The sequence below is a fragment of the Pseudomonas putida S13.1.2 genome (assembly GCF_000498395.2).
Lineage (GTDB): Bacteria > Pseudomonadota > Gammaproteobacteria > Pseudomonadales > Pseudomonadaceae > Aquipseudomonas > Aquipseudomonas putida_Q.
Window position 1 is genome coordinate 2,659,896 of record NZ_CP010979.1, and the last position, 14,561, is coordinate 2,674,456.

Annotated in this window: 3 protein-coding genes; 2 read left to right on the forward strand and 1 reads right to left on the reverse strand. The window is 63.9% G+C overall.

Annotation, left to right across the window (positions count from 1 at the left end; all coding sequences use genetic code 11):
• Positions 1-109 precede the first annotated feature (109 nt).
• On the reverse strand, positions 110-10,930 hold the full coding sequence (locus N805_RS11910) for a peroxidase family protein (RefSeq protein ID WP_046811323.1): 10,821 nt from the start codon (positions 10,928-10,930) through the stop codon (positions 110-112).
• 546 nt (positions 10,931-11,476) lie between these two features.
• On the opposite strand from N805_RS11910, the gene N805_RS11915 reads away from it, so the two are divergent.
• Together N805_RS11915 and N805_RS11920 are read left to right on the forward strand one after the other, a co-directional pair.
• Positions 11,477-13,213, forward strand: a complete 1,737-nt coding sequence (locus N805_RS11915; protein WP_028613519.1) for a type I secretion system permease/ATPase — start codon at positions 11,477-11,479, stop codon at positions 13,211-13,213.
• Between the two features lie 6 nt (positions 13,214-13,219).
• Complete coding sequence (locus N805_RS11920) at positions 13,220-14,560, forward strand: HlyD family type I secretion periplasmic adaptor subunit (protein WP_028613518.1); 1,341 nt, start codon at positions 13,220-13,222, stop codon at positions 14,558-14,560.
• Position 14,561: the final 1 nt, after the last annotated feature.

Sequence of the window (14,561 nt, forward strand, 5' to 3'; positions counted from 1 at the left end):
GTTCGATGAGAAATACTACGCTGGCATGGCGGGCGGGTTAGCCGGCAAGTAAGCCAAGGGCCGCTTTGCGGCCCCTGTATTTCAAGCCAACAGCTTGTTCCTCAGGTTCTCAACCTGCCAGGATGAAGTCCGCTACATTCACCGTGGTCGCATCCGCCACCCCCACCAGGCGGATGGCGTCGGCAGCGCCAATGTGGACCAGCGTATCAGCGCCAACATCGGCGATGGTGACACTGGCAGCAAAGGTCGCCGCAGTGATGTTGAGGGCGGTGATATCCAGCCGGTCCTGGCCACCGGCCGCAATGGCATCGAAGTTGATGATCAGGTCGTTGCCGAAGCCGGCCGCGAACTGGAACACGTCATTGCCGTCAGTGGCCATCATCGTGTCGTTGCCGGCACCACCCACCACCGTATCGTTGCCCGCCGCACCGTTGAGGAAGTCGTTGCCAGCGCCCCCAATCAAGGTGTCGGTGCCGACGTCACCAAACAGCGTGTCGTTGCCATCGCCACCTTGCAGTGTGTCGTTGCCGTTGCCGCCGTCCAGGCTGTCATCACCAATGCCCCCCAGCAGGGTGTCGTTGCCGTTGTCACCCAGCAGCGTGTCGTTGCCGTCACCGCCGTCGAGGCTGTCGTCGCCACCGCCACCGTTCAGGCTGTCGGCCCCAAGCCCGCCGAACAGCTGGTCGTTGCCGGCGTCGCCGTTCAGGGTATCGTTACCGGCATTGCCGTTGAGGATGTCGTTGCCACCGTCACCGTTGAGGGTGTCGTTGCCTGCTGCGCCGTTGAGGGTGTTGGCCAAGCCGTTACCGGTACCGGTGAAGTTACCCGCCCCGGTAAAGGTCAGGAGCTCGACGTTGGCGGCCATCGTATAGCTGGCGAGCGTGGTGCGGACAGTATCGGTACCTGCCCCGGTGGCCTCGACCACGACATCACCGGCGTTATCGACCACATAGGTATCGTTGCCGACACCACCGACCAGGCGGTCGGCCCCCGCACCGCCATTGAGCACGTCGTTGGCGGCACCGCCGGTAAGTGTGTTGGCCAGCGCGTTCCCGGTACCGGTAAAGCTGCTGCTGCCGGTGTAGGTCAGGTTTTCGACGTTGGCACCCAGGGTGTAGGTTGCCAGGCTGGTCTGCACCAGGTCGGTCCCACCGTTCAGCGCCTCTGTCACCGTGTCACCGGCGTTGTCGACCACGAAGCTGTCGTTGCCGGCACCGCCATTCATGGCATCCGCGCCAAGCCCACCGTTGAGGGTATCGTTGCCATCGTCGCCATTGAGGACGTCAGGGTCGTCCCCGCCGTTGAGGATGTCGTTGCCAAGCCCGCCGAACAACTGGTCAGCGCCGCCCAGGCCATTGAGCGTGTCGTTGCCGCCCAAGCCCGAAATCACGTCATTGCCCGCCGTGCCGGTCAGGGTGTTGGCCGCGTTGGTGCCCACCAGTGTCACGCCTGGCGGCACTACCACTGCAGCCGTCGCGGCTGAGGTCAGCGACTCCAGGGTGCCGAAGCCGTCGGTGTAACGCACGATCACCCGCAACTGCTGGTTGCCCTGGGCAAAGCCTGGGGTAAAGGTGGCGGCGGTGGCGCCGACAATGTTGCTGAAGGTGCCGCCAGTGCCCTGCTGCCACTGGAAGCTGAAGGCACCGAGCCCGTCCAGGTCGGCGATGCCGCCCGTGAGCGCGGTCAGCGACTGGCCCTGGTCTGGCGTGGTGTCGCTGATCGACACTGCACCGGTCGGTGCATCGTTGACGTTGGCGACCGGGTCGAGGATGTCGGAGGCGACACTTTCGTGCACGCCGAAGTCATCCACATAGCTGACCACCACCCGCATGTTCTGCCCCACTTGCGCCTGGGTCAGGACAAAGGTGCTGCTGATGGCGCCAACAATGTTGACCCAGCCGACACCCCGGTTGGACTGCCACTGGAAGGTGAACTGCGGGTTGCTGAGGCCGTCGGCATCGACGATGGTTGCCGGGTTGGCGGTGAGCGTCTGGTTCTGCACCAGCAGCCCCGTCACGGTCGGCCCGGCGCTCGGCGCGCTGTTCGTCGACGAATCGACGATTTCCAGTGTGCCCTTGGCGTCCTGATACACCGCACGTACACGGATGCTCAGCCCGGCCACATCGTCCGTGACCCGGTAGGTAGTGCCGATGGCCCGCGAAACCTCGCCGGCAGCGACAGTGGTGATGTCTTCATACACACCCGAACCCGGCAGGGTCTCGACTTGCCAGTAATAGGCCGCAGGCCCGTTGACCGCGCCGGTGATGTTGGCGGCGCTGACGTTGTCCGCGTCATGTACCGCCAGCGGTGTTACGCGCAGCAGTTGGCCGCTGACCGGTGTATCGTCACGCACCCCGGTGGCAGCGTCGAGAATCACCAGGTGGCCCGTTGGGCCAGCGTTGAGGGCGGTTCCCACGCCAGAGGCTTGCGAGCGATCAGAGAACTGCAGCCGCTCGATGCCGGTCAGGTGGTCGACACCATCGCGCCCGGCCACCAGGTCGGTGACGATCACCGCATTGCCATCGACCACCACGCTGTAATCGGTGGCCACCCCCGAGAACACCGCCGTGTCGTAGTTGTCGGTGCCGTTGAGGATTTCCCGCACGATCACCAGCTGGCCTGGGTTGTAGGTGCCGTTGAGCATCAGCGGCACCATCGGCTCCATGCTGTCGTAACTGGCGATTTCCGGGCCGGTGCCATCGAGGTTGGCGCGTACGCTGATGCGCACGTTCAGCCACTTGTCACCGTCGAGGATGTCATCGCCGCCACGGCCTTCGATCAGGTCGCTGCCACTGCCGCCGAGGATGATGTTGCCGCCATCGTAGAACGTTGCACCGGCGGCCAGCAGGCTGGACAGGCCGTTGATCAGGCTGATGTTGGTGAGCACACTGCCAGTGGCGCCATTGGTCGGCAAGCTCGCGGCGTCTTCATTGTCGCCGCGCAGGAAGTCACCATGCGCCGAACCCGACAGGCCTTCCATGATGTCGAAGCGCACCAGCGTCGAAGCGCCCGAGCCTGGTACTGGCGGCACATCGAAGAAGCGGTCGCTGTAGTCGATGGTCACACCCTGGGCCAGGCCTTTGAAGGTTGCCCAGTCGTAGCCCGAACCACCGATGTAGCGGTCGCCAAAGCCCAGGCTGCCGACCATGATGTCATCGCCGCCTTCACCGTTGAACTTGTCGTTCTCGTTACCGCCGATGAACACATCGTGGCCGATGACGGGGTCGTTGCCGAGCGGGTCGAAGTTATCGCCAGGCGCACCGTCCGAGGTGCCCTTCTCGATCCAGTCGTCACCTTCGTTACCCATGTCCTGCTCGTTGGCCTTGCTGCCCAGGATAAAATCGTTGCCCTGGCCGCCAATGGCTTCGGAGGCATCTTCACCGGTGACGATGAAGTCGTTGCCGAAACCGCCGATGATCAGGTTGACACCATTACCGCCGTGCAGCACGTCGTTGCCGTCGCCGCCCTGGATGTTGTCGTCACCGCCCATGTCGCTGATGATGTCGTCGCCGGCACCACCGCGCAGCTGGTCGTTGCCGTCACCCCCCTCGATGCGGTCGTTGCCGCCATCGCCCCAGACCGTGTCGTCACCCTCGCTGGACACCAGGATGTCGTCACCGTTGGTGCCGCCCAGCACGATGTGCTCGGCACCGGCATAGCGGATGTAGTGGGTGTCCGGGCCAGCCGTCAGCGGGCTGTCACGGAACACCACCTGCTCGCCATTTTCGCCCAGCGGGTCGGCATTGCCGAGGCCGTCGTTGTATTGCTTGCTCTGGTCCAGTTCCAGGTAGAAGCCTGGGTCGGAGAACACCAGCCCCGGCAGGTGGGTGGCCGAGCTGTTGGCCATGATCAGCTTGGCGAACGAGTTGCTTTCCAGTTCGGCGTTCATCGACAGGCCGGAGGTGCGCTCCAGGTAGTAGAAACGGTCGCCGTCCTGCAGTTTCTCCATCTGGTTCTCGAACACGAAGTTGAAGGTGCTGCCGAGCATGCCGCCGAACGGGGTTTTCTCTTCGGCCAGGCCGCCGATCCACAGGTCGATGGCGTCGACGCCGGTAATGGTGACCGCCTTCAGGTCATCGGCGGTGCCTAGGGCACCATCCTTGCCAGCCAAGGTCACATTGGCCCAGGTGCCGCTGCTGTTGAGGAAGTCCAGGCGGTCGGCCGGCGCGCCATCGCCACCGAACACCAGGGCCATGGCCGCGGCGCGTTTTTCCAGCAGTGTGGTGGCCCCGGTGAGGGTGCTGTGGGTGCCATAGGCCGCAATGAAGTTGATCAGCGACTCGGGGTGTTTCAGGTGCTGCACCAAGTCGACCCAGCTGGTGTACGGCTTGAGCTGGGTATCCCCGGTTTGCCCGTAGATGTCGCGGCGCACGGCGTTCAGCGAAGGGATGCCAACATCGCGGCCACGGGCAATGTTGATCGCCGGCAAGTCCAGCGGCAGGCCGAGCAGGTTGTTGCGCAGTGCCTCGGTGACGAACTCGTCGATTTCGTTACCACCCTGGCGGGTGACCCCACGCACGATGGCGCTGGTGGCATCCTCGGGGGTAACGCCACTGGCGGCATAGGCCAGCGGGTTGAGGAATGCCGCGATCAGGCCCAGTTGCTGGTCAGGGTTGGCGCTGGTCGGGTCCTTGATGACGTTGAAGTCGACGTCGAAGCGGTCGACAGTCTCGGTCAGCATGGAGTGGCCGAAGCGGTACACGGTGTGGGCGAACTCCGCCACGATCGACGCATCGAGGTCGACGTCGTAGACCTGGGTCGGGGCAAAGAACAGGTCGACCCGTGGTTGCACGGTACGGGCGAACTCCTCGAACACCAGGTGCTGGTATTGCATCTCGGTGCCGAACTTGGCCGCCTGGAACAGCCGCTCGCCATTCCATACCAGTGCATCGATCTCGGCCGCAGTGACCGGCAATGCAGTTACCGGGTTGAGCAGCCATTCGTTGAGGAAGGCCAGGTCGTGCGAATCGAGCACGGTGTCCATGGTCTGCGCCACCAGCCGGTTGTGCTCGGAGTGGAAGATCGCATGCACGGCGGTCAGGCCGATGTTCTCGTTGACCCGGCCGTCGCCGGCGATGTAATGCGCGTCCAGCAGTTCGTTGTCGTAGGCCAGGTTGGCACCGGTCTGTGGGTTGACCGGTACAGCATTGCCGGCGACATTGTCGGCATCCGGCGCCAGCACCCCAGCGCTGAACACCGGTACAGCATTATGGGCAATGTCGGCGAGGAACTGGTGCCCCGTGCGTACGGCGTTGGTCAGGTCGAGCGGTGCCAGCGGGTTGCCTTCGGCCTGCTGGTCATCGGCAGTGCCGGCGATGCCATCGAGGCCCTTCATCACCACCATCGGGTAGCCATTCGGCCCCTTGACGAAGTTGCCGTAGGCGTCGGTTGCCAGCAGCGGCACGTTGTCGACGTCGGCATCGGTCAGGTTGATGCCGAGCAGGTCGCGGGCCTGGGCCTTGACCACCTTCCAGGTCGCCATACCGCCGATTTCGGTGTCGTCGGCAGTGCCGAACTTGCCATCGGCGCCCAGGTCACGGTTGGTGATCAGCCGGCCAGTGGCAACGGGGCCGTCGTCGGTCATCACGTAGGCACGCAGGAACACCTGGTGCGAGGGATGCGAGCTGTAGGTCTGGTTCTGGTCCACGAACGGCGTGGTGGTGTTGGTGTGCTCGTGGATGTCGTCGGCGTTGCCGAGGATGCCATCCGGCCCTGGCAGGTTGGTGGCACGGGTCACCACCATGAAGTTGGTGAAACCACCCTCCACGTACAGCGGGTCATCGGGTTGCAACGGGATGTAGATGGTACCCGAGCCGCCCTTGGTGACCAGGTCCAGGCCATGGTCGAAGAACTGCCCGAAGAACGTCATCCAGGCGTTGAACGGCGCGGACAGGCCAGCATCGGCAGCCGTGTTTTCGAACAGGTACACATCGTGGTCGTCCGTGGTGCCGAACTGGCCGTCCATGCCCGGGCTGGCGACGATGCGCACGCCCTCCTTGAGCACGTCGTCGTTGCCCACGACACCGAAGTTGAGCACGCCATCGGCACCCGGGTCGTACGCGGTGGCATAGGCTGCCGGGTTGTTGGAGGTCTGGTCGACGATCAGGTTACTGATGGTACGCGGCTGCGAGTCGAACACCGGGCCACTGGTCTGCTGGTACGAGGAGCCCGGAATGGCTGGCGAGCCAGGGCCAAAGAAGCCCGCCGGGGCACCTTCTGCCGGGTTGAACACCGGGTCGGTCACGCGCGGGAAGACGTTGTCGGCGGCACCGTACTGGGTATTGTTGATGCCGTTGAGGTTCATCAGGTTGTTGTTCGAACCGTCCACCGCCCGCAGGCCCAAGGGTGCACGGATGTTGGGGATCAGCGACAAGATGTCCTGGCCGGCAGCATCGGCCTCGGCGATCTTGATCTGGGCCAGGATGAAGTTGAGGTCGGAGCGCACCATGTGCAGCCCTTCCCCCCCAGCAGTGGCATCCACGACCGGAGTGGCCGGCGTTGGCACCACCGGTGCGCCCGGCTCCACCACCGCCGTGGGAGCGGAATACAACACCTCGGTTGTGCCATGGGCGTCCTGGTAGATCGCCTTGACCCGCAGGCTCAGCCCAGCCAGGTCTGGCGACACCCTGAACGCGGTGCCATCGGCGCTCTGGAACGCCAGGTCACCGGCCGGTAGCAGGATGATGTCCTCGAACACACCACTGCCCGGGTCGGCCTCGAATTGCCAGTAGTACGACACTGAGCGGTCGGCGAGCGTCCCTGCCGGGTTGCCCGCGCTGATGTTGTCGGCGTCGAGCACGCCCGCCACGCTCACCGTCAACATATCGCCCACAGTAATCGCACCACCGTTGCCATCGGTGACGGTCGGCCTGCCCGTGGGCTGTGCGTTTACGCCTGTCACCAACACGCGCTGGCTATCGGAAAACTGCAGGCGCTCGATATGCAGCAGGGTATCGACACCGTCGCGGCCAGCCACGGTATCGGTCACTGTCCACACGTCATCTGCGACATCGGCCGTGCCCTTGGTGTTCTGGGTCACCACATACTCGCTCTGCACCCCCGCATACACCGCCGTGTCGAAGGCCGCCCCGCCAGTGGAGGTGCCGGGCAGAATCTCCCGCACGGCTTTCAGCTGGCCTGGGTTATAGGTGCGGTCGAGCATGAACGGGATCATGTCGACCATGCTGTCGAAGCTGGCGATCTCGGGCCCGGTGTGGTTGACGTCGCCCGGGGCGTACACGGCAATGCGCACGTTCAGCCATTTGTCGCCGTCGATCAGGTCATCGCCGCCACGGCCCTCGATCAGGTCGCTGCCATTGCCCCCGAGCATGATGTTGCCGGTGGCAAAGCCCGTGGTCGGCAACCCGGCATCCGCCAGGAACTGCTGCAGCCCACGGATCAGCGCCACGTTGGTCAGCGCACTGCCGGTGGCACCGCCATGGTTGAGGATGGTCACGGCATCGACGTCATCGCCCTTGAGCACATCGGCGTAGTTCGAACCGGACACCCCTTCGACCTCGGCAAAGCGGTCGAGGATGCTGGCCGGCGAGGCGCCGACCGGGTTGAATACCCCGGCGTTCTGGTTTGGCGCATTGCCGTGGGGCTGGGCCAGCGCTGCCAGGCTCAGGTCAACGGTGACGCCGACCTTGTCGTTCTTGTTGGTGATCCAGTCGAAGCCGGACATGCCGTCCATCTTGTCCTGGGCATCGCTGCCGACAAAGATGTCGTCGCCGCCCTCGCCGATCATTTCGTCAAAGCCTCCGCCACCGACGAAGATGTCGTTGCCGACCACTTCGTCACCCAGCAGCGGCGCAAAGTTGTCACCAGGCGCACCGTCCTGGGTACCCTTCTCGATCCAGTCATCGCCCTCGTTGCCGGTGGGTGGCAGGTTGGTCTTGGCGCCGAGGATAAAGTCATCGCCCTGGCCACCAAAGGTGGTGGAAATGTCCTCGGTGGTGATGATGAAGTCCTGGCCGTCGCCCCCCAGGATCAGGTTGCCGGCCGCCAGCATGCTGCCGGCAATGATCACGTCGTTACCGGCGTTACCCTCCAGGCGGTTGTCGCCGAACGCGTCAGTGATGATGTCGTCGCCTGCGCCACCCAGCACCGCGTCGTTGCCGGCGCCACCTTCGAGCACGTCGTCGCCGGCATCGCCGTAAACGGTATCGTCGCCTTCGCCCGAGAGGATGATGTCGTTGCCGGCCGTGCCGCCCAGCACCACATGGTCTTCACCGGTGTAGTGCAGGTAGTTGGCGTCGGGGCCCACGGTGTCGGGGTTGTCGCGAATCACCAGCGGCAGGATTTCAACCCCGTTTATCTCGATGCCCCCGGTCGGGTCAGCCTTGCCGTCGGCACCCAGCCCGGTGAACTGGTTGGCCTGGTTCACTTCCAGGGTGAAGGTAGGCGTGAGGAACACGGTGTTGGACAGGTGGGTGACGTCGGAGTTGAGCATGATCAGCTTGGCAAAGGAGTTGTTCTCCAGTTCCGTACCGAAGTTCATGCCTGCCGTACGCGACAAGTAGTAGAAGCGGTCACCGTTCTGCAGCGCCTCCAGCTGGGTTTCGAAGACGAAGTTGAAGCTGGACCCGAGCATGCCGCCGAATGGCATTTTCTTCTCGGCCAGGCCGCCGACCCAGAAGTCGATGGCATCAACGCCGGAGGTAGTAATGTCGGTGACGATATCGTCGGCCGTGTTCAGCTGTCCGTCCGCGCCGGCCAGCGTCACGTTGGCATAGGCGCCGGTACTGTTGAGGAAGTCCAGGCGGTCGAGCGGCGCGCCGTCACCGCCGAGCACAAGCGCCACTGCGGCGGCGCGCTTGGCGGCTTCGGTGGTGGCCCCGGTGATGCTGCTGTGGCTGCCATAGGCAGCAATGAAGTTGATCAGCGAGGCCGGGTGCTTGAGGTGGTCGGCGAAGTCGGCCCAGCTGATGTAGGGCTTGAGCTGGCTGTCGCCCGTTGCGGCATAGAACTCACGGCGTGCCTCGTTCAGGCTGGGAATACCGGTATCACGACCGCGGGCTATGTTCAGCGCAGGCAGGTCCAGCGGCAGGCCGAGCAGGTTGTTGCGCAGGGCTTCGGTGACGAACTCGTCGATTTCGTTGCCCAGCTGGCGGGTAACGCCGCGGATGATCGCACCGGCCGCTTCGTCGGCGGTGGCACCGCTGCCCGCGAACGCCAGCGGGTTGAGGAATGCTGCAATCAGGCCCAGTTGCTGGTCAGGGTTGTCGGGGTCGGCAGACACCGGGTTGAACGCCGGGTCGAAGCGGTCGACGGTTTCGGTCAGCATCGAGTGGCCGAAGCGGTACACCACATGGGCGAACTCGGCGAGGATGGCCGGGTTGATCGACGTGTCGTAGCCGTTAGGGGCGAGGAACTCGTCGATCTGCGGCTGGATGGTGCGGGCGAACTCTTCGAACACCAGGTGCTGGTACTGCATTTCGGTGCCGAACTTGGCTGCCTGGAACAGCCGCTCGCCGTCCCACACCAGCGCGGCGATGCCGGCAGGTGTGGTGGGAATGGCGGCAACGTCGTCGATCAGCCATTCGTTGAGGAACGCCAGGTCGCCTGCGGCCAGCAGGGTGTCCTTGGTCTGCTGCACCAGGCGGTTGTGCTCGGAGTGGAACACGTGGTGCACAGCGGTCAGGCCGATATTCTCGTTCACCCGACCGTCGCCAGCGATGTAGTGGGCGTCGAGCAGTTCGTTGTCGTAGGTCAGGTTGTTGCCGCCCGGGCCCACAGGCTGCGCGTTGCCAATGGCGGTGTCGGCGTCGGCCTGTAGCACGCCGCCCACTACCACGGGGGCGGCGTTGTGGGCGATGTCGTCAAGGAAGCCATGCCCGGTGCTTACGGCATTGGCCAGGCTGATGGGCGCGGCGCGGTTGCCTTCGACCAGTTGGGTGGCGTCATCGGCAATGCCGTCGGCGCCGTTGTTCACGCGCATTACCACCTGCGGCATGCCATTGGGCCCGCGCAGGAAGTTGCCGTAGGCATCGGTGGCCAGCAACGGCACGCTGTGCACATCGGCGTCGGTCAGGTTGATACCCAGCAGGTCACGGGCCTGGGCCTTGACCACCGCCCAGGTGGCCATGCCGCCGTTTCCGCTATTGCCATCGTCGGCGGTGCCGAATTTGCCGTCCGCGCCAAGATCGCGGTTGGTGATCAGCCGGCCTGTGGCCACCGGGTCACCGGCACCGTCGAGCGTGTACTCGCGCAGAAATACCTGGTGCGAGGGGTGCGAGCTGTAGGTCTGGCTCTGGTCAACAAACGGCGAGGTGGTATTGGGCTGGCTATCGTCGGCCGTGCCCACCACACCATCGGCGCCAGCGGTGCGTACGGCGCGTGACAGCACCATGAAGTTGGTCGGGCTGTTGGCCACGTACAGAGGGTCGTCCGGGCGCAGCGGTATGAACACGATGTCGGTGCTGCTCTTGCTGACCAGGTCCAGGCCGTGGTCGAAAAACTGCCCGAAGAACGTCATCCAGGCGTTGAAGCCGGCAGTCAGGCCAGCGTCCGGCGAGACGTTGGGGATGAAAAACACCGGCTTGTCGTCGGCGGTGCCGAACACCCCATCGATTCCAGGGCTTATCACCGGGGCCGCGCCGCCATTGGCTTGCACCGCAGCCGGGTTGTTGGCTGTCTGGTCGACGATCAGGTTGCTGATGGTGCGCGGTTGCGAATCGACGACGTTGCCGGTGCCCACGTAGTTGGCACGGTAGGAGGCATCAAGCAGGCGCAGGAATGAATTGTCGGCAGCGCCGAACTCGCTCTGCCCGGCCACCAGGTTGTTGTAGCTGCCATCGACGGTGCGCAGCCCGAACGGCACCTGGCTGTTGGGCAGCAGGTCGCTCAGGCTGGCGCCGTCAGCATGGGCTTCGGCGATGAAGATTTGTTTGAGAATGAATTCCAGGTCCGACTTGCTGAAATTGGCCATTGCAATTGCCCTCGATCTTTCGGGAGAAATCACAGGGCAACAGGGTCCTTCCCGCGCCCAGTCAGTGTTGACGTGCGCAGTATCTGGTTGGTGGTTATGGGCTCAGTGGCGCAGTTTTTTGTGCGGGCGCCACAGCCTCATTGCTTGCAAGCCGGCCCCCACCGGTGGGGTAGGAAGCCCTGTTAATCGTGCGCAACAGGTGTAACGCACCTGTATCGACCCCAGCTCGCACAGGGCCCGAATACCTCAGACTAAAGTCGTAGAAAAAACTCTTGTCAATATCCCGTCAAAAAATCACTCGCCGATGATAATGCGATGCAACTAGCTGTTTTATCGGCACTTATAAAAAGTTCAAAGATTTCATAGAGCAAAATGATATTACTAGATGTTTCGTTGCAACCTACGCTCCAGCATGTGGGAGCAACGCAGCGTTTTTGGACTATTCGCCATTAGAGCGACCTGCCTGCGAGCCAACCAAGAAGCCACAACTACCGTTGTACGGGGCGCCGCAAGGGCTTCCCGCCTTGTAACAAAGGGAGGCCTCCGATGCCCAAGCCACCACGCACCCGCTCCGAGCTGGCCGACGTGTTGTTTCGCCTGCGCCGCAGCTTCTACGCCTTGGCCGCCTTCAGCGGCGTGATAAACGTCATGATGTTGACGCCAGCGGTTTATATGCTGCAGGTGTATGACCGCGCGTTGGTCAGCCGTAACATCACCACCCTGGGCATGCTCACCCTGCTGGTGGTCGGGTTGTTCCTGCTGATGTCAGCGCTGGAGATGACCCGTACCCGCGTGCTGATCCGGGTAGGCAACTGCCTGGACATGGCGCTCAACCGACGCATCTTCAGCGCCGCCTTCGAACGCAACCTGAGCCGCGCCGGCGGCAACCCGGCCCAGGCCCTGCAAGACCTGGCACAGGTGCGGCAGTTTCTGACCGGCAACGGCCTGTTCGCCTTCTTCGATGCCCCCTGGACACCGATCTACCTGCTGGTCTGCTACCTGATCCACCCATGGCTCGGGCTGGTCACGATGATCGGCTCGTTGGTCCTTGTGGGCCTGGCCTACCTCACTGAAAAGGCCACGCAAAAGCCACTGGCCGAAGCCAACCAGGCGTCACTGTCGTCGGCCAGCTACGCCAACAACAACCTGCGCAACGCTGAAGTGATCGAGGCCATGGGCATGCTGCCGTCAATCGGCAAGCGCTGGTACCAAGGTCACTTGCGCATCCTGCAGATGCAGACCCTGGCCTCCGACCGCGCGGCGCTGATCAGCAGCACCGGGCGCTTCGTGCGTATCACCTTGCAGTCGGTAATTCTGGGTACCGGCGCACTGTTGGCGATCGAAGGCAAGATCACCCCCGGCATGATGATCGCGTGCTCGATCCTGACCGGCCGCGCCCTGGGCCCGGTGGAACAGGTGATCGCCTCATGGAAGCAGCTGCTGGGCTGCCGTTTGGCCTGGGGCCGGCTCAACGACCTGCTGCAGGACTACCCGCAACGGCCACCGAGCATGTCGCTGCAACGGCCGATGGGCATGCTGGCCGTGGAAAACGTGATTGCCGGCGCCCCCGGCACCACCACCAGCATCGTCCGCGGGGTCAGCTTCAGCCTGGTCCCGGGTGAAAGCCTGGGCATCATCGGCCCTTCGGCTTCAGGCAAGTCCACCCTCGCCCGCCTGCTGGTGGGTGTGTGGCCGGCCCAGGCTGGCAAGGTGCGCCTGGACGGGGCCGATATTTTCACCTGGAACAAGGCCGAACTGGGCCCCTGGCTGGGCTACCTGCCGCAGGACGTGGAACTGTTCGAGGGCAGCATCGCCGAAAACATCGCGCGCTTTGCCGAAGTGGACAGTGATGCGGTTATCCGCGCTGCCCGCAGCAGCGGCGTGCACGACATGATCCTGCGCTTCCCGCAGGGCTATGACACCCGCCTGGCGGCCGACGGCACCCCGCTGTCCGGCGGCCAGAAGCAACGCATCGCCCTGGCCCGCGCGCTGTACGGCGAACCCAACCTGGTGGTACTGGACGAGCCTAACGCCAACCTCGATGACGTGGGCGAGAAGGCCCTGGTCGATGCGCTGGCCGAGTTGAAGGCGCGCGGTGCCACGGTGATCCTGGTTTCGCACAGGCCCAATGTACTGTGCGCCGTAGACAAGATACTGATGCTGCGTGACGGCGCGGTGCACATGCTCGGCAGCCGTGACGAAGTGTTCGCGGCGCTGCGCAAGGCCAGTGTGATTCCAGCGGCCAATACGGCCCCGCTGGCTTCGGTAAAAGTACGGGAGTAACCGATCATGCAGATGACTCAACACTCCGAACTGATTCCCGCCGAAGCCCACAACCTGATCGACCTGGACACAGGCCGGTCGGCACGCTGGGGCGTGTGGATGGTGATCGCCGGTTTTGGCGGTTTCCTGCTGTGGTCTTGCATGGCGCCACTGGACGCTGGCGTGGTTGCCACCGGCACGGTCAAGGTCACCAGCAACCGCAAGGCGGTGCAGCACCTGAGCGGCGGCACGGTCGAGGCGATCCTGGTGCGCGAAGGCGATGTGGTTAAAAAAGGCCAGGAGGTGGTGCGCCTCGACGCATTGCGCGCCGTGGCCGAGCAAGGCGCGCTCAGTGCCCAGTACATCGTCAGCAAGACCGTGGAAAACCGCCTGGAAGCCGAACGCGATGGCCGCGATACGGTCACCTTCGACCCTTCCCTGCTCAAGCACTACCACAATGACCCAAGGCTGCTGGCAGCCATGGACCTGCAACAGCGCCTGCTCGACACCCGCCGCGCCGGCCTTGCCGGTGAACTGGACATTCTCGAAGAAAACCTCGCTGCCTCGGCAGTGCAGCTCAAGGGCCTGCAGCAGGTGTACGGCGCGCGCGCCTCGCAGATCGGTTTCCTCAACCAGGAGCTGCAAGGCACCCGGGTCCTGGCCGCCGAAGGCTATGTACCGCGTAACCGCCTGCTTGAGCTGGAGCGCAGCAATGCCGACCTTTCCGCCGGCCAGGCCGAAAACCTCAACAACATTGCCCGGGCGCGCAGCCAGGCCACCGAAATCAAGCTGCGCATGCTGCAGCGTCAGCACGACTACCTGAAGGAAGTGGAATCGCAACTGACCGACACCGCCAAGGAAAACACCACCCTGGCCGACCGTTTACGTGCGCTGGACTACGAAGTGACCCACACATTGATCCGCTCGCCGATCGACGGCATGGTCCAGGGCCTGAGCATCGCCACCGTCGGCGGCATCATCCAGCCTGGCGCCAAGATCATGGAGGTGGTGCCGCTCGACCAACCGCTGCAGGTGGACGCGATGATCCCGGTGCAGGCCATCGACAAGATGGTGCCGGGGCTGGCCGTGGACATCGCCTTCCCGGCCTTCAACCACGCGCAGACGCCGAACATCCCGGGGCGGGTGAAGACCATTTCCGCCGACCGCCTGCTCGACGAAGAAAGCAAACAGCCGTTCTACCTGGCCCAGGTGGAAGTGACACCGGCCGGCATGGGCCTGCTGGGCAGCAATCACATTCGCCCCGGCATGCCCGCCACCGTCACCATCAAGACCGGCGAGCGCAACCTGCTCAGCTACCTGCTAAAACCCATGCTCGAACGCGTCGACGCCGCGTTCAAGGAGCAATGAC